This is a genomic window from Comamonas brasiliensis, assembly GCF_018292285.1.
Lineage (GTDB): Bacteria > Pseudomonadota > Gammaproteobacteria > Burkholderiales > Burkholderiaceae_C > Comamonas > Comamonas brasiliensis.
Window position 1 is genome coordinate 520,380 of sequence record NZ_JAANES010000004.1, and the last position, 24,602, is coordinate 544,981.

Annotated in this window: 24 protein-coding genes; 18 read left to right on the forward strand and 6 right to left on the reverse strand. The window is 64.3% G+C overall.

What is annotated here, in order from left to right:
* Window positions 1-21: 21 nt before the first annotated feature.
* From DJFAAGMI_RS18840 to DJFAAGMI_RS18850, 3 genes are read right to left on the reverse strand one after another with little or no spacing between them, the layout of a single operon-like run.
* The gene (locus tag DJFAAGMI_RS18840) at window positions 22-648 is read right to left on the reverse strand and encodes a YqiJ family protein (RefSeq protein ID WP_211458291.1); all 627 of its coding nucleotides are present in this window, start codon (window positions 646-648) and stop codon (window positions 22-24) included.
* Window positions 645-1,313, reverse strand: coding sequence for a PspA/IM30 family protein (locus tag DJFAAGMI_RS18845; protein ID WP_211458293.1), 669 nt, complete (start codon window positions 1,311-1,313; stop codon window positions 645-647). Before DJFAAGMI_RS18845 ends, DJFAAGMI_RS18840 begins: the two co-directional genes overlap by 4 nt.
* A 1-nt stretch (window position 1,314) precedes the next feature.
* Complete coding sequence (locus DJFAAGMI_RS18850; RefSeq protein ID WP_211458295.1) at window positions 1,315-1,821, reverse strand: hypothetical protein; 507 nt, start codon at window positions 1,819-1,821, stop codon at window positions 1,315-1,317.
* 391 nt (window positions 1,822-2,212) lie between these two features.
* Between DJFAAGMI_RS18850 and DJFAAGMI_RS18855 the strand changes: the two genes are divergently transcribed.
* From DJFAAGMI_RS18855 to pyk, 4 genes are all read left to right on the forward strand, one after another.
* Complete coding sequence (locus tag DJFAAGMI_RS18855; protein WP_211458296.1) at window positions 2,213-3,049, forward strand: sulfite exporter TauE/SafE family protein; 837 nt, start codon at window positions 2,213-2,215, stop codon at window positions 3,047-3,049.
* A 27-nt stretch (window positions 3,050-3,076) separates the two neighbouring features.
* Window positions 3,077-4,486 (forward strand): aminopeptidase P N-terminal domain-containing protein, encoded by a 1,410-nt coding sequence (locus DJFAAGMI_RS18860; protein WP_003060382.1) that lies wholly within the window; start codon window positions 3,077-3,079, stop codon window positions 4,484-4,486.
* A gap of 22 nt (window positions 4,487-4,508) precedes the next feature.
* Window positions 4,509-5,288, forward strand: a complete 780-nt coding sequence (locus DJFAAGMI_RS18865) for a hypothetical protein (RefSeq protein WP_043004654.1) — start codon at window positions 4,509-4,511, stop codon at window positions 5,286-5,288.
* A gap of 318 nt (window positions 5,289-5,606) precedes the next feature.
* Window positions 5,607-7,043, forward strand: a complete 1,437-nt coding sequence (gene pyk, locus DJFAAGMI_RS18870; RefSeq protein WP_003060387.1) for a pyruvate kinase — start codon at window positions 5,607-5,609, stop codon at window positions 7,041-7,043.
* Window positions 7,044-7,199: 156 nt separating this feature from the next.
* Here the strand turns inward: pyk and DJFAAGMI_RS18875 are convergent, their stop codons facing one another.
* The 3 genes from DJFAAGMI_RS18875 to DJFAAGMI_RS18885 are packed head-to-tail and all read right to left on the reverse strand — an operon-like array spanning window position 7,200 to window position 9,195.
* Window positions 7,200-7,775, reverse strand: coding sequence for a phosphatase PAP2 family protein (locus DJFAAGMI_RS18875; RefSeq protein WP_211458298.1), 576 nt, complete (start codon window positions 7,773-7,775; stop codon window positions 7,200-7,202).
* Between the two features lie 26 nt (window positions 7,776-7,801).
* Window positions 7,802-8,557 carry a phosphatase PAP2 family protein gene (locus tag DJFAAGMI_RS18880; RefSeq protein WP_211458300.1) on the reverse strand — a complete coding sequence of 252 codons (756 nt, stop codon included), beginning with the start codon at window positions 8,555-8,557 and terminating at the stop codon, window positions 7,802-7,804.
* A 47-nt stretch (window positions 8,558-8,604) separates the two neighbouring features.
* Window positions 8,605-9,195 (reverse strand): phosphatase PAP2 family protein, encoded by a 591-nt coding sequence (locus DJFAAGMI_RS18885; protein WP_211458302.1) that lies wholly within the window; start codon window positions 9,193-9,195, stop codon window positions 8,605-8,607.
* A 155-nt stretch (window positions 9,196-9,350) separates the two neighbouring features.
* On the opposite strand from DJFAAGMI_RS18885, the gene DJFAAGMI_RS18890 reads away from it, so the two are divergent.
* From DJFAAGMI_RS18890 to DJFAAGMI_RS18955, 14 genes are all read left to right on the forward strand, one after another.
* Complete coding sequence (locus DJFAAGMI_RS18890; protein WP_211458304.1) at window positions 9,351-10,046, forward strand: response regulator transcription factor; 696 nt, start codon at window positions 9,351-9,353, stop codon at window positions 10,044-10,046.
* Window positions 10,043-11,401, forward strand: coding sequence for a histidine kinase dimerization/phospho-acceptor domain-containing protein (locus DJFAAGMI_RS18895; RefSeq protein ID WP_211458306.1), 1,359 nt, complete (start codon window positions 10,043-10,045; stop codon window positions 11,399-11,401). The genes DJFAAGMI_RS18890 and DJFAAGMI_RS18895 overlap by 4 nt, the downstream gene beginning before the upstream one ends.
* Window positions 11,402-11,531: 130 nt before the next feature.
* Window positions 11,532-12,596 carry a class II fructose-bisphosphate aldolase gene (gene fba / locus DJFAAGMI_RS18900; RefSeq protein WP_003072472.1) on the forward strand — a complete coding sequence of 355 codons (1,065 nt, stop codon included), beginning with the start codon at window positions 11,532-11,534 and terminating at the stop codon, window positions 12,594-12,596.
* A 213-nt stretch (window positions 12,597-12,809) separates the two neighbouring features.
* Complete coding sequence (locus tag DJFAAGMI_RS18905) at window positions 12,810-14,486, forward strand: long-chain-fatty-acid--CoA ligase (RefSeq protein ID WP_211458308.1); 1,677 nt, start codon at window positions 12,810-12,812, stop codon at window positions 14,484-14,486.
* Between the two features lie 237 nt (window positions 14,487-14,723).
* Window positions 14,724-15,257, forward strand: coding sequence for a cupin domain-containing protein (locus DJFAAGMI_RS18910; protein ID WP_003060408.1), 534 nt, complete (start codon window positions 14,724-14,726; stop codon window positions 15,255-15,257).
* Between the two features lie 8 nt (window positions 15,258-15,265).
* A complete protein-coding gene (locus DJFAAGMI_RS18915; protein ID WP_211458310.1) occupies window positions 15,266-16,144 on the forward strand; it encodes an alpha/beta fold hydrolase in 879 nt (292 codons plus the stop codon).
* A 5-nt stretch (window positions 16,145-16,149) separates the two neighbouring features.
* Window positions 16,150-16,956, forward strand: coding sequence for an IclR family transcriptional regulator (locus DJFAAGMI_RS18920; RefSeq protein WP_043004662.1), 807 nt, complete (start codon window positions 16,150-16,152; stop codon window positions 16,954-16,956).
* A 43-nt stretch (window positions 16,957-16,999) separates the two neighbouring features.
* Complete coding sequence (locus DJFAAGMI_RS18925) at window positions 17,000-17,800, forward strand: aspartate dehydrogenase (RefSeq protein WP_211458312.1); 801 nt, start codon at window positions 17,000-17,002, stop codon at window positions 17,798-17,800.
* A 190-nt stretch (window positions 17,801-17,990) separates the two neighbouring features.
* On the forward strand, window positions 17,991-18,977 hold the full coding sequence (locus tag DJFAAGMI_RS18930) for a Bug family tripartite tricarboxylate transporter substrate binding protein (RefSeq protein ID WP_211458314.1): 987 nt from the start codon (window positions 17,991-17,993) through the stop codon (window positions 18,975-18,977).
* Between the two features lie 120 nt (window positions 18,978-19,097).
* Window positions 19,098-19,856, forward strand: coding sequence for a 5'-methylthioadenosine/adenosylhomocysteine nucleosidase (locus DJFAAGMI_RS18935; protein ID WP_211458316.1), 759 nt, complete (start codon window positions 19,098-19,100; stop codon window positions 19,854-19,856).
* A gap of 316 nt (window positions 19,857-20,172) precedes the next feature.
* Window positions 20,173-20,949 carry an SDR family oxidoreductase gene (locus tag DJFAAGMI_RS18940; RefSeq protein ID WP_043004667.1) on the forward strand — a complete coding sequence of 259 codons (777 nt, stop codon included), beginning with the start codon at window positions 20,173-20,175 and terminating at the stop codon, window positions 20,947-20,949.
* A 142-nt stretch (window positions 20,950-21,091) separates the two neighbouring features.
* Window positions 21,092-21,967: an IclR family transcriptional regulator gene (locus tag DJFAAGMI_RS18945; protein ID WP_211458319.1), complete on the forward strand. Its 876-nt coding sequence runs from the start codon at window positions 21,092-21,094 to the stop codon at window positions 21,965-21,967.
* Window positions 21,960-22,760 (forward strand): SDR family oxidoreductase, encoded by an 801-nt coding sequence (locus DJFAAGMI_RS18950; RefSeq protein ID WP_043004669.1) that lies wholly within the window; start codon window positions 21,960-21,962, stop codon window positions 22,758-22,760. The genes DJFAAGMI_RS18945 and DJFAAGMI_RS18950 overlap by 8 nt, the downstream gene beginning before the upstream one ends.
* A gap of 126 nt (window positions 22,761-22,886) precedes the next feature.
* Window positions 22,887-24,584, forward strand: a complete 1,698-nt coding sequence (locus DJFAAGMI_RS18955) for a thiamine pyrophosphate-binding protein (protein ID WP_211458321.1) — start codon at window positions 22,887-22,889, stop codon at window positions 24,582-24,584.
* Window positions 24,585-24,602: the final 18 nt, after the last annotated feature.

Below are 24,602 nucleotides of genomic sequence, written 5' to 3' on the forward strand. Positions count from 1 at the left end.
CTTGGTTGCTTGTCGACAGGGTCACAGAATCGATGGATGCGGGTTGACGATGCAGCGATAGATGGCGCCGATCTTGCGCACCACCAGGATCTGCACACCTTCTTCAAATACATCGCCGTCGATGTCTGGCTCTACCATCAGATAGTGCGTTCGGCCATGGGCATCCAGCACGCGCGCCTGAGCGGCCATGCCGCGCCTGGCCCTGCCGCCGGAGACCACTCCGGCACGGCCCACCAGCGATCGCTCGCTGATGATGCTGGTTTCGTCCTGCGGAATGATGTGAGCGACCAGAGCACCCAGGCCGCGTACCGTGGCCAGCCCCGAGGGCACTGCCAGCAAGCTTGCTGCCCAGGTGGGCAGATAGGAGCCCATGAGCCCGTGGGCGACCATCTGCAGGCCATAGCCGAACAGTGCATAACCGGCCAGGAAAAGGATCAGCAGCACCAGAGACGGAACGCGGCCCAGATGCAGCCAGCCAAGCATCTGGTCGAGCCCGCCATCCCCGTGAATCTCCGGCAGCACGTTATCGATCAGGTTGCTGGGGCTCATGGCGATCAGCATGCCCAGGCCTTCGATCAGCGCGATTGCCACGATGAGGGCAAAGGCAACCCCGAAGGGCAGGGTTTCAGGGGCAGTGAACAGATTCACGATGAGCGGGTGCGCAGTTGTGCCAGGCGTTCGTTGATCTGGTTCGTTCGCACCAGCTCCTCAAGTTCACGCAATTGGGCGGCTTGCTCCAGCGCAGAACCTGTCGCAGCGGGAGTCAAGCCTGTATGGCGTTGATAGAGGCGGTTGAAAGAGCCGGTTGCGGACTCCAGCCTTTGCTGTGTGGGTACGGCCGGCGTTGCCGTGGTGCCGGAGGTCGTTGCGGCGCGGCTGCGTATGAACTCCTCGATGGCCTCGCTCATTTCGCGCTTTTTGGCCAGCAAGGCGGCTGCATAGCCTTTGAGCTCTTCCTCCTTGTGGGCATGTTCGGCCAATGTCGTCTCCAGCACCGGGATCTGCGCTTCGATGTCCAGCTGGCGCGCGATGGCCGCGCGAGCCAGGTCATCGCGATCCAGGGACAGCGCCTGCTGCACCTGGTCCACCAGTTCAGCGTGGTGGCCGTTGAGTTTGGAGTGCTGCTGCTGGGCCAGATGGCGGTTGGCGCTGACGATTCCCAACTCGTGGCGAACGTCGGCGATGATGGTGTCCACCTCACGCACGGTCTGTTCCATCGTCGCCTGCGGCGCCTGATTTTCCAGATGATCAACCAGTGCATGGGCGCTGCCCGCGATGATGCGGCCAACACGGGTCTTCAGAGAATCAACCATCTCACGCTCCTTTAAGGGGGTTGGGAATATTGTTGGCCAGCTCGATGGTGGTGCCCATATGCCGACGCACGACTGCCGGGTCATAGGCCTGAGCCTGCTCGGTGGCGGCCTGGCGCAGCAGGCTGGAGCTCAGGCCGAAGAGGCGACGCACCAGCAGCTCTTCAAGCTCTGCTGCCTCGGTTTCGTTACCAGGGGTGTGGCTCACGATCATGGCCAGGCTGGCGGTGACGTGATCGAGCAGCAAGTTGAGAACTTCCGAGGTCTTGCCGGTCTTGTCTTCAAGGCTTACCAGCGCATCGCGCAGCGGCGCGGCAATATCGCGCGCCCAGCTATGGGCTGTGGGATAGTCCATTGCTCCGTCGTGCTGGCGTTTGATTCGGCTCAGCAAAACCCGCAATTTGTCGCTATTGGTCGTGGCCCCCTCGACCGGCAGTTGTGCGAGCCATAGATAAAGGTCGCTTGGGATGCGGGCCGATAGCGGTTCCATGGTGGTTGGCGGTGCTGGCATGAGACGTTTCCCGATGTGTTGAATTGATTGTATTCAAACGAATTCAAACGTCAACATTGTGATTGAGAGAGGGCTGAAATGGGGCTTTGCGCAGGGTGTCGATGAGCGCAGAGCTAGCACCATGGCGTTTTGCAGTGCATAGCAGGGAGCGGGTGCAGCACGAGGTGGTCTGCCTTGTTGGATGAGCCAGCCCATGGCTGCAAACTGCCCCCACACAGACCGGGCAGCAATCTTTGTCTCGAATTGGTGTCGTCGGCCATCTCACTGCTTGATTCGTTGTACTTGTCATCGCAAGTTCATCGCCAGCGTCTGCTAAGCTCCTTCGCTCTTCAGACAGGCACTACCGGATGCATCTTTGCGCATTCTCCTGGGGCCGTCATCGGGTGAGTGCATGCAAATCGTTTTCTTCATGGCTCTGGTAGGGCTGGCCGCTTTCTGTCAGAACCTCACGGGCTTCGCGTTCGGGCTGATCTTTGTGGGCGTCGCAGGCGCCACGGGCCTGATGAATATTGCCGATGCGGCCAATGTGGCCTGTCTGCTGTCCATCATCAACGGCGTCAGCTATATGCGCGCCTACCGCTTCGAGCCTGACTGGGCCATGCTCAAGCCCATGCTCATCAGCAGCGTGCTGGGCGTGGTCGGCGGGGTGCTGCTGCTGCACTGGCTCAGCGGCAATACGCTCAATGGCCTGCGCATGCTGCTGGGACTGGTGATCGTGCTTTGCGCCATGCTGCTGCTGATGCAGAAGAAGGCGCTGGACAGGCCTTCGGGCCCGGTCTCCCTCTGGCTGGCCGGCGTGTCGTCGGGTCTGCTCGGTGGTCTATTTGCCACGCCCGGCCCGCCCATGGTCTATCACCTCTACCGCCAGCCGCTGGATCGCCTGCTGGTGCGCCACTGCCTGTTTGCCATGTTTGTCTCCTGCTCCTTGCTGCGCGCTGCCATGGTGGCGGTGGAGGGCCAGCTGAACTGGGCCGTCATGGGCTGGACGGCGCTGGCTTTTCCTGTCGTCACGGGTGTGACCTGGTGGAGTGCCAGACATCCGCCTGCCTGGCCCAGAAGACTGGTGGAGTGGCTGGTCTGCGGTCTGCTGATCCTGTCGGGCGCAAGCCTGCTCTGGTCGGGTTGGCGCGCGAGCCAGCCCGAGGCCCTGGTGCCCGACGATGCGACGGCGCTGCTGACGGCCCCGCTTTTGGGCGGCGCGGAAACAGGGCTGTGTCGAAATAGCTGACATCTGCAGATGTAAGCTGATGTACAGATGTCCGGCCAGCATTACGATATGCCCATGACTTCTGTATATGCCCAACGCCGCGCACGCTTGGCCGCCCAGTTGGGCGACGGCGGTGTCGCCATCATTCCCACGGCTCCCGAGCTGCATCGCAACCGCGATACCGAGTATCTGTATCGCCACGACAGCTACTTCTACTACCTCACGGGCTTTTCCGAGCCCAATGCCTGCCTGGTGCTGACCAGCGATGGCAAGAGCGTGCTGTTCTGCCAGCCCAAGGATCTGGAGCGCGAGGTCTGGACTGGCTATCGCCTCGGCCCCGAGGCGGCCAAGGCCAAGCTGGGCGTGGCCCAGGCCTTCTCTAGCGACGAGATCGACTCCCGCCTGCCGCGCCTGCTGGAAAACCGCGAGCGTGTCTGGTTCCCCTTCGCCACGCACAAGGGCCTGGCTGAACAGGTCGAAGGCTGGCTGGGTCAGGTGCGCGCGCGCTCGCGCTTTGGCGTGATCTGCCCCACGCAGCAGGGCGATGCCTGTGCGCTGCTGGACGAGATGCGTCTGGTCAAGGACGCGCACGAGCAGGACATCATGCGCCGTGCCGCGCAGATCAGTGCCCAGGCCCATGTGCGCGCCATGCAGCGCTCGGCACGCATGCTGCGCAATGGCGAGGAGGTGCGCGAATACCACCTGGACGCCGAGTTGTTGCACGAGTTCCGCCAGCATGGCTCGCAGTACGTGGCCTACGGCTCCATCGTGGCTGCCGGCGCCAATGCCTGCGTGCTGCACTATCAGGCCGACAAGGCTCCGGTACGCGCGGGCGAACTGGTGCTCATCGATGCAGGCTGCGAGCTGGATGGCTATGCCAGCGACATCACGCGCACCTTCCCGGCCGACGGCAAGTTCAGCGGGGCGCAGCGCGCGCTGTACGAACTGGTGCTGGCCAGCCAGGAGGCTGCGGTCGCCGTCACCAGGGCCGGCAAGCGTTTCAACGACCCGCATGACGCCACCGTGGCCGTGCTGGCCCAGGGCATGCTGGACCTCGGGCTGCTGGACCGTACCAAGTACGGCACGGCCGAGGATGTGATCGAGTCGCGCGCCTACTTCCAGTTCTACATGCACCGCACCGGCCACTGGCTGGGCATGGATGTGCATGACTGCGGCAGCTATGTGGAGCCCAGCGAGCTGGGCGTGGTCAGCGAGCGCAAGGACCCGATCTCGGGCGAAACCATTGCCAATCGCCCCAGCCGCATCCTGCGCCCCGGCATGGTCACGACGATAGAGCCGGGCATCTATGTGCGACCGGCCCCCGGCGTGCCCGAGAAGTTCCACAACATCGGCATCCGCATCGAGGACGATGCCATCGTCACCGAGACCGGCTGCGAGCTCATCACCCGCGGCGTGCCCGTCAAGCCGGACGAGATCGAAGCTCTGATGCGTGATTGAGCGACGGGCGCCAGAGTTCAGCATGCCGCAGACCTTCAACCACCTGTCCCATGGCGCTGCAGTCAGGCCTCTGCCTGCCGCGCGCATGGGCTTGCTGCTGTGGCTGCTGGGTCTGCCCGGGGTGGTGGCACTGGCCTGGACGGTGCCGCCGGCCTGGCTGGGCTTTCTGACCGGAGACGGTCTGGAGATCGCGGGCAGCTGGGCGGTGACGGCGGGGCTGAGCGCCTTGCTGGCGCTGAGCGTGGGCCTCGGGGTCCGGCTGGGCCCGAAGCTGGGCCTGAGTGCGCCCTTGATTCATGCCCTGGCCGAGGGGCGCGTGCCCTGGCGCGGCATTCGTGTGCTGAGCCTGCCCGGCGTGGCAGGCGGCGTGATCGGCGCGGCCTGGCTGGTGACGCTGGCCGTGGTCTGGCCCGAAAGCATGCCTTTTGTGGACCCGGTCTACGGCCTGCCGCTATGGCCCAAGCTGCTCTATGGTGCGATCACCGAAGAGCTGCTGCTGAGACTGGGCATGCTGACGGGCGTGATGTGGCTGCTGTGGACGCTCTTCGGCAGTTCCAGGCAGCGCCCGGACTGGCGGCTGGGCTGGTCGGCCATCGCGCTGGCTGCCCTGCTGTCGGGTTGCATTCCTGTGTTTCTGAATTGGGGCGTGGTCGGCGATCTGTCGGCGCCTGTCGTGCTGCAACTGCTGATGTGCGAAAGCGTCTATGGGCTGCTGGCCGGCATCATGTTCTGGCGCTACGGGCTTGAGGCCGCCATGCTCACGCATGTGGTGACCTATCTGCTCTCGCACGGCCTGATCTGAGGCCAGCACGCCAGCACATTTGAACCTGCCGGGCAAAACTGTTTCGACGCGCTCATTGATGCGCTGCACAAGGCCTGTCGGTTCCGGCGCAAGTTTCCCTCTTATGCTTCCGAATCAGTAGCTGCAAGCGCTTGAAATATAGACATTTCAAGCATTAATTACCCTGATATTGAGAATGGGTAGGTGCAAGCAGCTACTGTTTTTTCTGTTCTACGGCTCGCTTGCCCGGTGCTGCAGCACTGTGCAAGATGCAGTCATGTAACCGCATTCGTGCCAGAATTGAAACCCGATTACATTCCATCGCGAGAGAGACATTTCATGCAAGTGAGTCGTGCTACCAAGATCGTCGCCACACTGGGCCCCGCTTCCAGCGATCCGCAACTGCTTGAACAAATGGTGCGCGAAGGCGTGAACGTCGTGCGCCTGAACTTCAGCCATGGCAAGGCGCAGGACCATATCGACCGTGCCACCATGGTGCGCGAAGCCGCCCAGCGTGCGGGCCGCGAAGTGGCCATCATGGCCGACCTGCAGGGTCCCAAGATCCGCGTCGGCAAGTTTGCCGAGGGCAAGGTCATGCTCGAGCCCGGCGAGCGTTTCGTGCTGGATGCATCGCGCACCGAACTGGGCGACATCAACGGCGTGGGCCTCGATTACAAGGAACTGCCCCGTGATGTGAAGGCCGGCGACGTGCTGCTGCTCAACGACGGCCTGATCGTGCTGACCGTGGACGCCGTGCGCGGCGAAGAGGTGCACACCATCGTCAAGCTGGGTGGCGAGCTGTCCAACAACAAGGGCATCAACAAGCAGGGCGGCGGCCTGACGGCTCCCGCACTGACCGCCAAGGACATGGAAGACATCAAGACCGCGATGTCCTTCCAGGCCGACTACGTGGCCGTGAGCTTCCCCAAGAACGCCACCGACATGGAAATGGCACGCCAGTTGTGCAATGTTGCCGCTGCGCAGTACGGCCACAAGCCCGGTCTGATCGCCAAGATCGAGCGTGCTGAAGCCATTCCGCGTCTGGAAGAGATTCTCAAGGTCTCCGACGGCATCATGGTCGCCCGTGGCGACCTGGCCGTGGAAGTGGGCAATGCCGCCGTGCCCGCACTGCAAAAGAAGATGATCCGCATGGCGCGCGACATGGACAAGGTGGTGATCACCGCGACCCAGATGATGGAGTCCATGATCACCAACCCCGTGCCCACCCGTGCCGAAGTGAGCGACGTGGCCAATGCCGTGCTGGACGGCACCGATGCCGTGATGCTGAGCGCCGAAACCGCTGCCGGCAAGTACCCGCTGGAGACCGTGCGTGAAATGGCCGCCATCTGCGCCGCTGCGGAAGCGGCCGAGGATCGCGTCAAGGACGCCGACTTCAGCAACAGCCAGTTCAAGCGTACCGACCAGGCCATCGCCATCGGCGCGCTGTTCACCGCGCATCACCTGGGTGCCAAGGCCATCGTGGCGCTGACGGACTCCGGCTCGACCGCGCTGTGGATGAGCCGTCATCGCATCCACATCCCCATCTACGCGCTGACGCCCAAGCTGGCCACGCAGCGCAAGATGGCGCTGTACCGCAACGTGCGTCCTCTGCTGATGGACACCAGCGCCGAGCGCGACATGGCACTGGACCAGGCCAAGGGGCATTTGCTGGCCCGCGGCATCGTGCAGTCCGGCGATGTCTACGCCATCACCTGCGGCGAGCCCATGGGCCAGCCCGGTGGTACCAATATGCTCAAGATCTGCAGGGTGGAGTGAGCCCCCTGAGCGGCCATGCCGCTTCCCCCCGAGGGGGACGGCATCTTCGCTGCGAGGCGGCTCTTGCTCGATGCCTCTGACTTGAAGCATGCCTCATCAAAAAGCTGCCAGTGCTTATGAATAAAGCGCTGGCAGCTTTTGTTTTGGTAGCGTTCTTCAGGCGATCTGGGGTTGCAGGCGGCGCTTGAGCTGTTTGCGGCGCCGGGCTTGCCGGATCTGCAGGGCGCTGCGCCAGACCAGTACGGCGCTGGCGGTACCGACCAGCATGCCGGCCAGAACGTCCGAAGGGAAATGCACGCCCAGCACCACGCGGCTGAGTGCCACGCTGGTGGCGAGAAACCATGCGACAACGACCAGCCAGCGCTGGTGTCTGCCCACGCCCAGATTGATGCCCTGCGCCAGGGCAAAGGCGCCGGCGGCATGCATGCTGGGAAAGCTGGAGCTGGCCCCATGCGCGATCCACTGCATGCCCATGCTCAGCTGCGCCGGCCTGGGCATGGGCAGGCCCCAGCGAATCAGACGGCAGGCCACCCAGGCACAGGCCATGGACAGCAGGGCCAGCTGCAGGCTGCGCCGCCAGCCTTTGCCAAGCGCCAGCATGGCGGCGATCACGGGCAGGGCACAGAGTCCGGGCAGCCAGGTGGAGGCAAAGCGCGAGGCCTGAATCCACCATAGCGGGCTCTGGGTGTTGGCATTCAGAAATTGAAAAACAGGGGCATCGAAGAACAGCATGAATGGCCTTTGCGTGTGCGCAGCGTTCAGTCCGAGGCAAGCAGCTCGTCGGGAGACATGGCGGCATCCGCCGGTGCCTGGCGCGCCAGGCGGCGGGTGGTCAGCAGATCGCAAAACCAGCTGGCCGTCCAGCAAAGCCAGGCGGTCCACAGCGTGTGGCTCATGAAGTGGGCGCCGCGCATCTGCTGCGCCAGGCCCAGGGCAAAACCGGCCACCAGAGCCGCGGGCAGCCACAGGCGTGCTGCGCGCGGCAGATCGTGGCGCAGCGCAAAGTAGCCGCTGATGAAGGCAAAACCCGCAGAGGCGTGGCCGGCCGGAAAGCAGTGGCCGCTGCCGCCATCCGTGACGCCCCAGGCCCAGTGCGAGACATAGTGGCCCACGCCGCCGAAGTCGGCGATGTCCCAGGGGCAACTGGTGGCGCTGATGCGCTTCATGACGGCCATGATGACCAGCGACAGCAGTGCACCGACTACCAGCTGTATGCGCCGTGCATAGGGAAGCTGGCGCATCCAGCCGGCGGGCCACCAGATCATCAGGCTCAGCCCCATCACGATGATCCAGGCCAGCTTGCGCGCGCCTTCATGGGCAATATTGACCATGAACCAGTCGTTTTGCAGTGCAAAGCCCTGGCTGTTGCCGAACCAGTGCGCCATGGCCATGTCCAGGCCGCTCATGTCCCAGGCCAGTACGCAGGCCAGGGCGACGACGGTCCAGCTCAGCAGGGCCGGAGCGGAGGCTTGGCGAAGAAAAGGGCGAGGGAGCGAGGGGGCGGACGACTTCATGGCCGCCACGATAGAAAGCGCTTCTTAACAAGCGCTTAAGGTCTTGCTCAGCCCTGGGCCGTCCATGCGCTGCGCAGGCGTTTGAGATGCGGCACGACGCGCAGATGGCGGCGGCGGCGCAGCCGCGAGGCGATATTCCAGACGATGAGGGCGCCGCTGATGCCGACCAGCGCGCCGGCCAGCAGGTCGGAGGCAAAGTGCACGCCCAGATGGACGCGGCTCCAGGCAATGCCGATGGCGGCCAGCCAGGCCAGCCAGACCAGCGGCTTGCGATGGCGGGTCGTTCCCAGGCTGATGGCCATGGCCAGGGCAAAGGCACCGCTGGCATGCAGGCTGGGAAAGCCCGCACGTCCGCCATGCTGAATCCATAGCGTGCCCAGATTGAGCTGGAACGGGCGCGGCGCCGGAAAGCCCCAGCGTATGAGTCTGGCGATCAGCCAGGCCGTCGCCATGGACAGCAGCAGCATCAGCATGGTGCGGCGTGTTGCCGGTGAGCCGAACACCAGGGCCAGCAGGACCAGAACGCCGCTCAGATTGGGCAACCAGGCCGAAAGCGAACGTGCCAGCTGGATGCTGAACCAGTGCGTCTGGGCATCGGCATTGAACAGCGCAAACAGAAACGGATCGAAGAAGAACATGAAGGCGCTGCGGCGGATTGCGGCAATGAAAGGTGGCCGATGTTAAGGCGAAATCCCGGCTTGCGGATGTCAAGTCCATGCGGGAGCAGGGGAAGCGGGCTCCGGCGTTGACCGGCCAGTTGAGCGGATTCGGCATTGGCCCGCACAATGCGGTCATGCGAATTCTGGTGGTCGAAGACAACGAAGGCATTGCAGCAGGGCTGCGAGCCAATCTCATGCAGCGCAGCTATGCGGTGGATGTGTGCGCCAGCGTGGCCGAGGCCTGGAATGCCCTGAGCACCGAGCGCTTCGATGCCGTGCTGCTGGACCTGGGGCTGTCCGATGGCGATGGCAGCGAGGTGGTGCGTCGCCTGCGCCTGCAGAGCAGCCGGCCCGGTGTGCCGCAGCTGCCCGATCCGGCCACACCGGTGCTGATTCTCACGGCACGCGATCAGGTGCAGGATAGGGTGGCGGGGCTCAATCTGGGGGCCGATGACTACCTCGTCAAGCCATTTGACATGGACGAGCTGGAGGCCCGCTTGCGCGCCATGATGCGCCGCGCCGCCGGTCAGGCCTCGCCGGTGATCCGCCATGCGGATCTGGAGGTGGACCCGGCAGCGCGCACCATCAGACAGGCAGGGCAGAAGGTGGAGGTTTCACCGCGCGAGTTCGCCGTGCTCTGGGCCTTGCTGCTGGCACGCGGGCGCGTGCTGTCGCGCCCGCAGATCGAAGAGCACCTCTACAGCTGGGGCGATACGGTGGAGAGCAATGCCGTGGAGGTCTATGTCCACCATCTGCGCAAGAAGCTGGGTCAGAAGATCATTGTGACCATGCGGGGCGTGGGCTACTTTATGCCGCAGGAGCAGGAATGAAGACCATAGCACCGACCGGCAAGCGCCGCAGCTCGCTGCAGCTGAATTTGCTGGCCTGGATGCTGGGGGGACTGGTGCTGGTCTGGTGCAGCTTCGTCATCTGGGGCTATCAGACCGGAGTCCACGAGGCCGACGAGCTGACCGACGGGCATCTGGCCGGGGTGGCCGCGCTGACCTTGAACTGGCATGTGCAGGACGATGTGCCGGCCGGGGAGGCCACAGCGGTCCAGCCGCCTGCAGGCCTGCACGCCCACGACTATCAGGAGTCGCTGAGCGTGGTGCTCTGGAATGCGCAAGGTCTGCTGATCTCGCGCACCGGTCAGGCACCCTTGCCGGACTTCGACATCGAACAGGGCTTTGCCACGATTGGGGTGCATGAACGGCAGGCCTGGCGCAGCTACACGCAGTGGAGCCATGACAGGACAGCCAAGGTCACGGTGATGATTGACCTGGCTGAACGCGACAGTCTGGCCGACGACATCGCCATGCAGATGATAGAGCCGGGCTTCTGGCTGCTGCCCGTGATCGTGATTGCGCTGGGCGTGGCCATGCGCCGCGGCATGCGCCCGCTCAATCAGCTCACGCAGCGCGTGGAAGCGCTGGATCTGAGCCGCGACCAGCGGCTCTCCGACGCCCATGTGCCGCGCGAGCTCGCGCCCATGGTCAGCTCCATCAACACCTTGCTTGACCGCCAGCAGGAGGCGCTGGAGCGCGAGCGCAATCTGGCCAACGAAGTGGCCCATGAGCTGCGCACGCCGCTGGCGTCCATCGCGCTCCAGGCCCAGGCGCTGAAGTCGCCGGCGCAGACCGACAGCGCAACCCTGCAGGCCGCGCTGCAGCGCATAGGCCGGGACGCCCTGCATGCCGGCCATGTGCTCGATCAGCTGCTGACCCTGGCCAGGGCCGGGCGCGGCATGCTGGATGCGCCTTTGCAGACCGTGAACTGGGCCGATGTGGCGCGCAATGTGGCGGCGGCGCAGGCTCAGCATGCCTGGCAGCGCGAAGACATGATTTCCGTGGACGCCCCGCAGGAGCTGCCTGTGCGTGGCAATGCGCTGCTGCTCGATTCGGCGCTTCGCAATCTGGTCGAGAATGCCGTGCGCCATACGCCGGAGGGCACGCAGATCGAGGTGCAGGCCGGCCTTGATTCGACCCGGGCGCTGGCCTGGGTACAGGTCTGCGACGATGGCAGGCGCGATGCGGCGCCGGCCCATGTGCCGCCCGCGGACAGTCTGCACCTGGGCCATGAAATCGTCAGCCGCGTCATGCAGGCCCATGGCGGCAGCTTCACGGTGGCCGAGGCACCACAAGGCTTCACCACCTGCTATCGCATGGAAATACCGCTAGCCGGTTAAAATACCCGGTTACTAAGCGGTTACCGAAGCGTGACCGCTGGTCTTTCCCCGGGCCACAGCTGTCGTGCGGCGCACTGCAGTGATTCATCGCCGGGGGCGTTGCCTCTCAAAACTTTGAACGGAACCCACCATGCCTTTGATCTCGATGCGCGAAATGCTGGACCATGCTGCTGAAAACGGCTATGGCATCCCCGCCTTCAACGTGAACAACCTGGAACAGGTCCAGGCCGTGATGTCGGCGGCTGACGAAGTCGGCGCGCCCGTGATCCTGCAGGCCAGCGCTGGCGCCCGCAAGTACGCCGGTGAGCCCTTCATCAAGCACCTGATCCAGGCGGCCGCCGAGATGTATCCCCACATCCCCCTGGTGATGCACCAGGACCACGGCACCACGCCTGAAGTCTGCCAGGGCGCGCTGAATCTGGGCTTCGGCTCGGTGATGATGGACGGCTCGCTGATGAGCGACGGCAAGACGCCTTCGTCCTTCGACTACAACGTGGACGTGACCCAGAAGGTGGTGGCCATGGCCCACCAGATCGGTGCTACCGTGGAAGGCGAGCTGGGCTGCCTGGGCAACCTGGAAACCGGCGAAGCCGGCGAAGAAGACGGCATCGGCGCCGAAGGCAAGCTGGACCACAGCCAGATGCTGACCGACCCCGAAGAAGCTGCCGTGTTCGTCAAGGCCACCCAGCTGGACGCACTGGCGATCGCCATCGGCACCAGCCACGGCGCCTACAAGTTCAGCCGCAAGCCCACAGGCGACATCCTGGCCATCTCCCGCGTCAAGGAAATCCACGCCCGCATCCCCAACACCCACCTGGTGATGCATGGCTCCTCCTCCGTGCCTCAGGAACTGCTGGCCATCATCAACCAGTACGGCGGCAAGATGAAGGAAACCTACGGCGTGCCCGTGGAAGAAATCCAGGAAGCCATCAAGTACGGCGTGCGCAAGATCAATATCGACACCGACATCCGTCTGGCGATGACCGGCGCGGTGCGCAAGTTCCTGGCCGAGAACCCCGACAAGTTCGACGCCCGCGAATGGCTCAAGCCTGCCCGCGAAGCGGCCAAGCAAGTCTGCAAGGCCCGCTACATCGAGTTCGGTTGCGAAGGCCAGGGCGGCAAGATCAAGGGCTACAGCCTGGAGCAAATGGCCAAGAAGTACGCCGCCGGCGATCTGGCCCAGCTGGTCAAGTAAACTCAAGTTTGATAGCTTTCAGCGCTTTACCAGTAAGCACTGAGGGCTGAAAACACTCAAAGCCCGCAGGCTGTTGCCTGCGGGCTTTTTTCATGGGTTTTGACTTCTGTTACCAAGGTGACCCGGCTTGTTTCCTAGGGTTACTACAGTATCGAACGACCGTGCTTTTTATCACAATGGCCGGATCAGACGATAAGACACGGAGACAGAAGAATGAGTGACCGTCCTTGGCTGAATGCATATCCAGAGGGAGTTCCTGCGGACATTGACGCGTCCCAGTATCCATCGCTGGTGGCCCTGATGGAGGAGGCATTTGCCAAGCATGCCGACAAGGTGGCCTATTCCTTCATGGGCAAGGAGCTGACTTTCGCCCAGGTCGATGCCCAGAGCAAGGTCTTTGCCGCCTATCTGCAAAGCCTGGGGCTGCAGCGCGGCGACCGCGTGGCGCTGATGATGCCCAATATTCCTCAGTACCCGGTGGCGGTGGCCGGGGTGCTGCGTGCCGGCTATGTGCTGGTAAACGTCAACCCGCTCTACACCGCACGCGAGCTCGAGCATCAGCTCAAGGACTCGGGCGCCAAGGCCATCGTCATCATCGAGAACTTCGCCAAGACGCTGCAGGACGGCATGCATGGCAGCGCCGTGCAGCACATCGTGCTCTGCGCCATGGGCGACGAGCTGGGCCTTTTGAAAGGCATGCTGGTCAATTACGTGGTGCGCTCGGTCAAGAAGCTGGTGCCGGCTTTCAGCCTGCCCGGTGCCGTGCGCTTCAACGATGCGCTGGCCAAGGGGCGTGGCGCCAGCCTGAAGGCGCCGGTGCTCAAGGCCGATGACATGGCGCTGCTGCAATACACGGGCGGCACCACGGGCGTGAGCAAGGGTGCCGTGCTGCTGCACAGGAACATCATCGCCAACGTGCTGCAGTCAGAAGCCTGGAACGAGCCCGCCATGAAGAAGGTGCCGGCAGGCGAGCAGCCCACCAGCATCTGCGCGCTGCCGCTCTATCACATCTTCGCGTTCACGGTGAACATGATGCTGGCCATGCGTACCGGCGGCAAGACCGTGCTGATCCCCAATCCGCGCGATCTCAAGGCCACGCTCAAGGAGCTGTCCAGGCACCGTTTCCACAGCTTTCCGGCCGTGAACACCTTGTTCAACGGACTGGCCAATCACCCCGACTTCGATACCGTGGACTGGAGTCATCTCAAGGTGTCGGTGGGCGGCGGCATGGCCGTGCAGAGCGCAGTGGCCGAGCTGTGGCTCAAGAAGACCGGCTGCCCCATCTGCGAGGGCTATGGCCTCTCGGAAACCAGCCCCTCGGTGACCTGCAACCCGGTCACGGCCACGGCTTACTCGGGCACCATAGGCGTGCCCCTGCCCAGCACCTATGTGAAGCTGGTCGACAGCGATGGCCGGGATGTGAACGAACTCGGCCAGCCCGGCGAAGTCGCCGTGCTGGGCCCGCAGGTCATGGCCGGCTACTGGCAGCGTCCCGACGAAACCGCCAAGGTCATGACGCCCGACGGCTACTTCCTGACCGGTGACATCGGCACCATGGACGAGCGCGGCTTTGTGAAGATCGTGGATCGCAAAAAGGACATGGTCATCGTCAGCGGCTTCAACGTCTATCCCAACGAGGTGGAGGACGTGGTCTCCAACTGCCCTGGCGTGCTCGAGTGCGCGGTGGTCGGTGTGCCCGACGAGAAGTCCGGCGAGGCCATCAAGCTCATCGTCGTCAAGAAAGACCCGGCATTGACCGAGCAGGTCATCCGCGACTACTGCCATGCCTATCTGACCGGCTACAAGCGTCCGCGCCACATCGTCTTTCGCAGCGATCTGCCCAAGACCCCAGTGGGCAAGATCCTGCGCAGGGAGCTGCGCGACGCCTGAGAGTTTTCATCTTGTCCTTCAAGGCGAGTTCACAGGAGCGCTTGGCGCTCCTTTTTTTGCGTCTGAAATCAGGCATTTGCCTCGGTGAAAAGGCGACAAGACCTCGCTGGCAAAGAAATGTGCTTGTTGCGATCAGGCAAGTCTTCTTATAATTGTTTCGCCAAATGAACCTAGTTTTATTAGTAAAACAAAAAGCAGATCGCTTTTTGTGTTCACCAACGGTTTCAGGAGAGACATATGAGCGATATCGCACAGGACAACAATGCCCGCACTTGGGATCGCCCCGAGGGCTCCAGCTTTGAAGACTGGATGAACACACGCATTGCGCGTTTTGCCACGCGCAAGTACGACTTCGATGCCCTGAAGTTCCAGGCCGATTTCGACCCCAAGTACCGTCGCGGCCAGATGCGCTACATCGGCACCGGTGGCACGGGTGTGGCCTCGGACAGCAACACCATTCCGTCGGAGAACTTCACCTTCTCCACCATGGTGATTCCTGCCGGCCATGAAGGCCCTTCGCATCTGCACACCGATGTCGAAGAGGTGTTCTTCGTGATGCGCGGCAAGCTCAAGCTGGTGCTGGAAAAGGACGGCGAGCGTTTCGAGACCATCCTGACCGATCGCGATGTGGTTTCGGTGCCGCCCGGCGTCTACCGCGAAGAGATCAACGTCGGTGACGAAGATGCGCTGATGTGCGTGATGCTGGGCGCCAAGAAGCCCGTCACGCCGACCTATCCGCCCGAGCATCCTCTGGCCAAGATCAAGCGCTGAGCTTCGTCATGCACGAGGATTTGCTGTCGCCGAAGCTGCAGCTGCTGCAGACCGGATTTCCCGAGCGACTGGTAAAGCTCCCGCAGAACGCTCAGGTCGCCTGGCGCGAAGCTGGCGATGCCAGCTCCGATTTTGCGGTGGTGCTGCTGCATGGCATCAGCTCCGGGGCTGCCTCCTGGCTGGATGTGGCGCTGCAGCTGGGTGACAAGGCGCGCGTTCTGGCCTGGGATGCACCCGGCTATGGCGTGTCGACGCCGCTGGCGTCAGCCGCGCCTGCCGATGCCGACTATGCGCAGGCGCTGGCCCAGTCGCTGCTTGCGCTGGGCGTGCGGCGCTGCCTGCTGGTCGGCCATTCCCTGGGAGCCCTGATGGCTGCCAGGCTGGCAGTCACGGCGGCCCCCGGACTGGTCGAGCAACTGGTGCTCATCAGCCCGGCCGGCGGTTACGGCGCAGCGGCCAAGGCCGAGCAGCAAGCCAAGGTGCGCGAGGGACGGCTGGCGGCTCTGGCCGCGAAGGGTGTCGCCGGCCTGGCGGCCGTCATCGACCAGCGTCTGGTGTCTTCCGAAGCCCCTGAAGCCGTGCGTGCATGGGTGCGCTGGAATACGGCGCGCATGCAGCCGCAGGGCTATGCGCAGGCGGTCGAGCTGCTCTGCGGCAGCGATCTGGCGCAGGCACAGGGCAGGCTGGGCGTGCCGGTTCAGGTCTGGGTCGGCGAGCACGACGTGGTGACTCCGCCTGCAGCTTGCAAAGCCTGGTCCGAGTTGCTGGGCGCGCACTACGGTACGCTTGCGGCTGCCGGTCATGCTTCACCCGTGGAACAACCTGTGGAGGTTGCGCATAGGCTGGCATCTTTGTTGAACCAGAGCTATTTGCCCAACACCAGCTGATTGCCATGAGCGAAACCCCAGAGATTTCAACCAACGACCAAGACCGTTACACCGTGCCTGCCCTCGAGCGAGGACTGCGCCTGCTGGCCTGCTTTGGCCCGGAGCAACCTGTCTGGAGCGCGCCCGAGCTGGCGCGCAACCTCGAGCTGCCGCGTTCCACGGTGTTTCGGATGTTGACCACGCTTGAAAACTCGGGGTATCTGCAGCGCAGCGGTACCGAATACCGACTCGGTCTGGCCGTGCTGCGTCTGGGCTACGACTACCTGTCCACCCAGCCGCTGGCGCAACTGGCCGAGCCTGCTCTGCAGGCCTTGTGCGATGAGCTGGGCATGACCAGCAATCTTGCATTGCGTGACGGCACCTCCGTGGTCTATGTGGCACGCGTCACTCCGGCCGGAGCGTTCCAGGGGGCTGTGCGTGTGGGCTCGCGCTTGCCTGCACATGCGACGGTGCTGGGGCGAGCCCTGCTGCATGACATGGATGCCGCGCAACTGCGCTCGGTGTTTGGCGGCGAGGAATTGCCCCAGTTCTCCGAGAGCACGCCGCGCAACATCGACGAGCTGCTGGGCCTGCTGGTCCAGGACCGTGAGCGTGGCTACGCCATGGGCGAGGGCTTTTACGAGCCAGGTGTTTCCAGTATTGCAGCGCCGGTGCGCGCCGCAGACGGGCGGGTGGTTGCGGGACTGGCCATGGCCATTCCGTTTACCGAGCTGGTGCCCGAGAAAACCCAGCTCTGGGTGCAGAAGGTGCAAGAGGCGGCAGAAGCCCTGTCCGCTCATTTGCGCCAGCAGCACCCGGACCATTTGCGCTGACCCCCGATCACGCCGGGCCAGCGCATTTTTCAGGAAGCTAGAGATGAAAAATATTGCTTTGATTGGCTGCGGCGCGATTGGCTCCAGTGTTCTGGAGCTTTTGAGCGGAGATACCCGGCTGCAGGTGGGGTGGATACTGGTTCCCGAGATCACGCCAGCGGTGCGCGAGACGGCTGCCCGCCTGGCATCACAGGCGCAGCTGCTGCAGGCCTTGCCCGGCGATGCGGTGCCGGATCTGCTGGTGGAATGCGCGGGTCATGCCGCCATTGAAGAGCATGTGCTGCCGGCTCTGACGCGCGGCATTCCGGCGGTCATCGCATCCATAGGCGCCCTGAGTGCCCCGGGCATGGCCGAACGCGTACAGGCCGCAGCCGAGGCCGGCAAGACGCAGGCCCAGCTGTTGTCGGGCGCCATCGGCGGCATAGATGCGCTGGCGGCGGCGCGTGTCGGCGGCCTGGAGACGGTGGTCTACACGGGGCGCAAGCCGCCCAAGGCCTGGAGCGGCACTCCGGCCGAGCAGGTCTGTGATCTGGACGGCCTGACCGAGGCCTTCTGCATTTTCGAGGGCTCGGCGCGCGAGGCCGCACAGCTCTATCCCAAGAATGCGAATGTGGCGGCCACCTTGTCGCTGGCCGGACTGGGGCTGGACAAGACCATGGTGCGTCTGTTTGCCGATCCTGGCGTCCACGAGAACGTGCACCAGGTCGAGGCGCGGGGTGCTTTCGGCGCCATGGAGCTGACCATGCGCGGCAAGCCGCTGGCGGCCAACCCCAAGACATCGGCGCTGACGGTGTACAGCGTTGTGCGCTCGGTGCTCAACAACGTGGCGCCGCTGGCCATCTGATCCGGCGCCAGGTCTGCGGCGTCATGCGCGCCATGGGCTTGGCACCTCTCTTGCTTGTTGCTGAAACCTGCAAGCAGATCTCCCCACTTCAGCATGGTGTCACGCCTGTGCGAATATTTCCTTGCGCGTCATCAAACAGGGCGCGCATCGAACCTCGGCCGGCTTGACATCTCCACCCTCTGGAACCCTCATGCAACGCTCCGAATTTCTCAAATCCTGCCTGGCACTGGCCAGCGTCCTGGCCCTGCCCGTCGCTCATGCAGCGACCGCCACCGAGCAGCTTTCCGCTGCGCAGTTCACCGTCATCGCGCCTTTCCCCGCTGGCGGTCCTGTCGACATCCTGGCGCGCATTCTGGCGACCGGCCTGACCGAGCACTACAAGCAGGCCGCCATCGTCGATAACCGCCCCGGAGCCAGCGGCAATATCGGCATCGATATGGTCAAGCGCGCCAAGCCCGACGGCCATACGCTGCTGGTCGTGCCGCAGGGCAATCTGACCATCAACCCGACGCTGATGCCCAAGCTGCCCTACAGCGTGTTCGGCGACTTCGTGCCCGTGGCTTCCATGGGGCGCACGGCCAATGTCATTGCGGTCAATCCGCAGGTGCCGGCCAAGTCGGTGCAGGAGCTGGTGGCGCTGTCCAAAGCCAAGCCCAACTCCATCAGCTATGCCTCGCCCGGCGTGGGCTCCAGCCTGCATCTGGCCGGCGAGTTGTTCAAGGACAAGTCGGGCGCGGACATCATGCATGTGGCCTACAAGGGCTCGACTCAGGGCGTGACCGATGTGCTGGGCGGCACCATTCCCATGATCGTGGCCAATCTGCCCACCGTGCTGCCCCATGTGCAGTCGGGCAAGCTGCGCGCGCTGGCCGTGACCGACGGCGCGCGCTCGGGCTTCTTGCCCAATGTGCCGACCCTGGCCGAAGCCGGCGTGCCGGGGATTGCCATTTCCTCCTGGTATGGCGTGCTGGCTCCGAAGAACACGCCGCCAGAGGTGGTCAAGCAGTTGGGCGAGGATATCGACAAGATTCTGAAGACCCCGGCGGCGCTCAATCAGCTCAAGGCACAGGGCATGACGCCCTGGGTGGTCAAGGGCGAGGCCTTCGGCGAGCTGATCCGCAAGGAAACCGGGCTCTGGGCGCCCATCATCAAAAGTCATGACATCGAGGCGCAATAAGCCCTCGTGCTCTAATCGCGCCTCTTGCGCATCCCACAAAAGCGGCCTGGTGCCGCTTTTGTGCTTTCTTTCGTGCTTTCACCAGGGCCGCCTGGCCCATGTTCCGGAGTACCCTCATCCATGACGCTCGCCATTCTCAGCGCTCTTGCCGAAGAACAACACGGCCTGGTCGACGCCATGCAGGACATGCAATGCCTGCGCCATGCCGGACGCGACTTCTGGCTGGGCCGGCTGCACGGGCATGAGGTGGTGTGTGCGCTGTCGGGCATAGGCAAGGTAGCCGCCGCCACCACCACTGCCGCGCTGATCGAGCGCTTTGGCGTGCGCGGCATTCTGTTCACCGGCGTGGCGGGCGGCATCGGCGCGGATGTGAATGTGGGCGATGTGGTGATCGCGCGGACTTTCCTGCAGCATGACATGGATGCCTCGCCGATCTTTCCGCGCTGGCAGTTGCCCGGCTACGGTCGCAGCACCCTGGCCTGCGACGAGGCGGCGACGGACCGACTGGTGCAGGCCGCCGACTCGGCACTGCGATCGGGCATCGTGGCTTCGTATGCTTCGGCCCGCGTCCATGAAGGCCTGATTGCCAGCGGCGATCAGTTTGTCAGCTCGCGCCAGGCCAGCGCGCAGCTCAGGGCCGATCTGGAGGCCGCCGGCCACGCCGTGCTGGCGGTGGAGATGGAGGGTGCTGCCGTGGCCCAGACCTGCCTGGATTACGAAACGCCTTTTGCCGCGATGCGCACCATCTCGGACCGGGCGGACGACAGCGCCCATGTGGACTTCTCGGATTTCGTGCGCACTGTGGCAAGCCGCTACGCGCAACGCGTGGTGCTGGATTTTCTACGTCTGACGCCTGCGAAGGGTCAGAGGGTTTGCTAGCGATTTTGTAGCTTGTATCGCTTGATGCACGGTATTTTCATGCCGTTATTAGCCTGTATTCATTTATTGACAGGCGCTAAAAGCTATCAATATTGATCAGCTTCGATCTGGCCTGCACACAGCGGCAGGCCGGATACCTTTTGTTGCCCCGTTTTCCTTTCAACCGCGCTTGTCGCGGTTTTTTTACGCCCGTGTGTCGCTATGGGGCGGGAACTACGGGTTTCTCCGGGTATTGACTCAAAAGAAGGCTCACTAAACTGCAGGCTTGTTTCAAGAAAAAAGTGTCATTTCATATTTGAAACAAACAAGGTTTAAGATGACCCTCAACACCATGCCTTCCACCGGTCAGCTCGCTGGGCGCCGGATCCTTGTGACCGGCGCTGCGCGCGGCCTGGGTTTTGCTTTTGCGCAGACGCTGTGCCAGCAGGGGGCGCAGCTTGTGATGGCCGATCTGCGCGCTGAACTGCTGAACGAAGCCGTTGCCAGGCTGCGCGCCATGGGCTTCGAGGCTCACGGCGTCGCCTTTGATGCCAGCAACCCGGCTTCCATAGAACAGTGCGCACAGCAGGCCGTGCAGACCCTCGGCGGTCTGGATGGCCTGGTCAACAACGCGGCCGTGACGGACTCCGGCGGCAAGGGCATGGACGACATTGCCCTGGACAAATGGGACCAGGTGATGAACGTCAATGTGCGCGGCGTCTGGCTGATGACCCGTGCCTGCCGCGCGGCTCTCAAGGACAGCGGTCGCGGTGCCATCGTCAATCTGGCTTCCGACACTGCCATGTGGGGCGCTCCCAACCTGATGGCCTATGTGGCCAGCAAGGGCGCCGTGATGGCCATGACGCGGTCCATGGCGCGCGAGCTGGGCGCGGATGCCATCACCATCAATGCCGTGGCTCCTGGCCTGGTGCTGGTCGAGGCCACCGAGTACGTGCCCGAGCATCGCCATCGCCTCTACATCGACCAGCGCGCGCTGCAGCGCGAGCAGGGGCCCGAGGACGTCTCGGGTGCCGTGTCCTATCTGCTGTCCGACGGTGCGCGCTTTGTGACGGGCCAGGTGCTGCCCGTCAACGGCGGCTTCGTCATGAACTGAAAAATGAAGAGTCCCCTGAGTCGCTTCGCGCCTTCCCGTTGCACGGCGCCCCCGCAAGAGGGACGACACCCTCGGTGCGCAGCGGCACTTCCTCGGTGTCCCCGGCTTCTGGCCACGCCTGCAACGAATTGAGGAGTTGGAGATGTCAGGTTCTTCCCCATCCGAAAACGCGATCGACAGCGTCGTCGACGGCGGCTCCGAAAAGTACATGGTGCCCGCGCTGGAGCGCGGTCTGCGCCTGTTGCAGGAGTTCGGTCGCGACAACGCCGCGCTGGGTGCGCCCGAGCTGGCGCGTCGCCTGCAGCTGCCGCGTGCCACGGTGTTCCGCATGCTCAACACGCTGGAGAGCATGGGCTTTCTGCAGCGCGCCGAGGGCGGCAACGACTACCGGCTGGGCCTGTCCGTGCTGCGTCTGGGCTTCGAGTTCCTGTCCTCCATGGACCTGACCGAGCTGGGCCAGCCCGTGATCGCGCGGCTGTGCGAGGAAATCCGCTTCCCCTGCAACATCGTGGTGCGCGACGGTCGCTCTATCGTCTATGTGGCCAAGGTCACGCCGCCGACGCCGCTGACCAGCTCGGTGCGCGTGGGTACGCGGCTGCCTGCCCATGCCACGCTGCTGGGTCGCATCCTGCTGGCCGACCTCTCGCTGCCCGAGCTGCGTGCCCTCTATCCCGAGGAGCATCTGGAAGGCCATTCGCCCAATACGCCCAGGACCGTGATCGAGCTCTTCGATCTGGTTCAGTCCGATCGCGAGCGCGGCCATGTGGCCGGTGCCGGCTTCTACGAAAGCTCGATCTCCACCATCGCCGCGCCCGTGCGCGACCACAGCGGCCGCGTCATCGCGGCCCTGGGCGTGACCCTGGCCTCGGCCCAGATCGATCCCGAGCGCCAGACGGAGCTGGTGCCGCGTGTCTGCGCGGCGGCCGACGAACTGTCGGAGCTGCTCAACTACCGGCCGCAGTCCAGCGCGCAGGTTCTGTCCATTACTTCAAGGCGCGCAGGAGGCGGCCATGCATGATTTCAAACTCGACGCCACGGCCGTCGTCACCGGCGGCTCTTCGGGCATAGGCCTGGCCACCGTGGAGCTGCTGCTGGCCCAGGGAGCCCGCGTGGCCCTGTGCGGCCGCAACCCCGAGCGTCTGGAGCAGGCGGTCAAGCAACTGCTCGAGCGCCACCCCGAGGCCCGCGAGCGCCTGTTCGCCCAGGCCTGCGACGTGCTCGATGCCGAGCAGGTGCAGCAGTTCGCTCGCGCCAGCGAAGCGGCGCTGGGACCGGCTTCCATTCTTATCAACAACGCCGGTCAGGGCCGTGTCTCGACCTTCGAGAACACCAGCGACGAAGCCTGGACCGAGGAGCTGCACCTGAAGTTCTTCTCGGTGCTGCATCCCACGCGCGCCTTTCTGCCCCAGCTCGAGCGCGGCAGCGAGTCGGCGATTGTCTGCGTGAACTCGCTCCTGGCCTCCCAGCCCGAGCCCCACATGGTCGCGACCTCGGCGGCGCGCGCCGGCCTCAAGAACCTGGTGCGCTCCATGGCCACCGAGTTCGCGCCCAAGGGCGTGCGCGTCAACGGCATCCTGGTAGGCCTGATCGAGTCCGGCCAGTGGCGCCGCCGCTTCGATGCCCGAGAGGACCGCAGCCAGACCTGGGAGCAGTGGAGCGCCGAGCTGGCCCGCAAGAAGTCCATTCCACTGGGCCGCCTGGGCTCACCCGCCGAAGCCGCGCGAGCCATCTTCTACCTTGCCACGCCCCTGTCTTCATACACGACCGGCAGCCATATCGATGTTTCCGGAGGCCTTTCGAGATATGCGTAGCACCCCCTGCGCGGCCCCCTCTCTTGCTTCGCGGATGGGGGACTGGCGGGGTCGCCTGGGCCCTTGCTTGGCATCCCGTGCATGAGGCGCGCCGGCTTCGACCACTAACGAAATTCAGACCAGAACATGACATCCACCGCAAACCAAATCACCGTCGGCGCCGTCGTTGCCGAATTCCTCGAGCATTGCGACGTGAAGGCCGCCTTCGGGGTGATCTCCATCCACAATATGCCCATCCTCGACGCGATGTTTGCTCGCGGCAAGGTGCGCTTCGTGATGGCACGCGGCGAGGCCGGCGCAGGCAATATGGCCGACGCCTGCGCGCGCTCCACCTCCAGCCTGGGCGTGTGCATCACCAGCACCGGCCCGGCTTCGGGCAATATCGCCGGCAGCCTGGTGGAAGCCTATACGGCCGGCACGCCGCTGCTGCACATCACGGGTCAGATCGAGACCCAGTATCTGGACAAGAAGCTGTCCTATATCCATGAGGCGCCGGACCAGCTGACCATGCTGAAGTCCGTCTCCAAGGCTGCCTTCCGCGTGCTGAGCGCAGAGACCTGCCTGTCCACGCTCAAGGCCGCAGTGCAGACCGCGATGACCGCCCCCACGGGCCCGGTCAGCGTGGAGATCCCGATCGACATCCAGCAGGCGCTGATAGACATGCCGGCCGATCTGTCCCCCCTGCCGGTGGCGGTGCTGGCTCCCAGCGAGGCCGCGCTCGATGCACTGGCCGAGCAACTGGCCAAGGCCAGGCGCCCGCTGCTGTGGCTGGGCGGCGGCGCCCGCCATGCCGGCGCTGCGGTGCAGCGTCTGAAGGCCCTGGGCTTCGGCATCGTGAGCACCGGCCAGGGCCGCGGCATCGTGCCCGAGGACGACCCCGCATCCCTGGGCGCCTACAACATCCAGAAGCCCGTCGAGGCCTTCTACCAGCGCTGCGACGCCATGCTGGCCGTGGGCACGCGCCTGCGCAGCAACGAAACCCTGAAGTACGAACTCAAGCTGCCGCGCCCGCTGCTGCGCATCGATGTGGACGCCGCCCAGCAAGGCCGCTGCTATATGGATGACGGCTTTGTCTGCGGCGACTCGGCCCTGGCCCTGAACGGTCTGGCCGACCGCCTGGAAGCGCGCGGTTACAAGGCTGATCCCGAGCTGCTGGCCGACCTGCGCCAGGTGCACGACGAAGTCGTGGCCACCATGCGCGACGGCCTGGGCCCGTACAGCGCCCTGGTGCAGCAGCTGCAGCAGGCCGTGGGCCGCAACTTCAACTGGGTGCGTGACGTGACTGTCTCCAACAGCACCTGGGGCAACCGCGAGCTGCGCTTCTTCGAGTCCAACGCGGGTGTGCACGCCACGGGCGGCGGCATCGGCATGGGCATGCCCATGGCCATCGGTGCGGCCATTGGCGCGGCCGAAAGCGGCTCGGGCCGCAAGACCCTGGGCCTGGCCGGCGACGGCGGCTTCATCCTGAACCTGGGCGAGCTCGCCACCCTGGTGCAGGAGGAGTGCGACACCATGATCGTGCTGATGAACGACCAGCGCTATGGCGTGATCCAGAACATCCAGGATGCGTCCTACGGCGGCCGCCGCTGCTATGTGGAGCTGCACACCCCCGACTACGCCCAGCTGTGCGCGTCCATCAAGCTGCCCCATGCCCGTATCAGCGATCTCGAGGAGCTGCCTGCGGTGCTGGAAGGCGCCTGGGGCAAGAAGGGCCCCTTCCTGCTCGAGATCGACATGCGCGCCATCGGCAGCTTCAAGACCACGTTCTCGGGCCCTCCGGTGAACAAGCTGGACCAGATCCCGGCCACCACCAAGGGCCAGTGAGCCAGCACGACCAGCAAG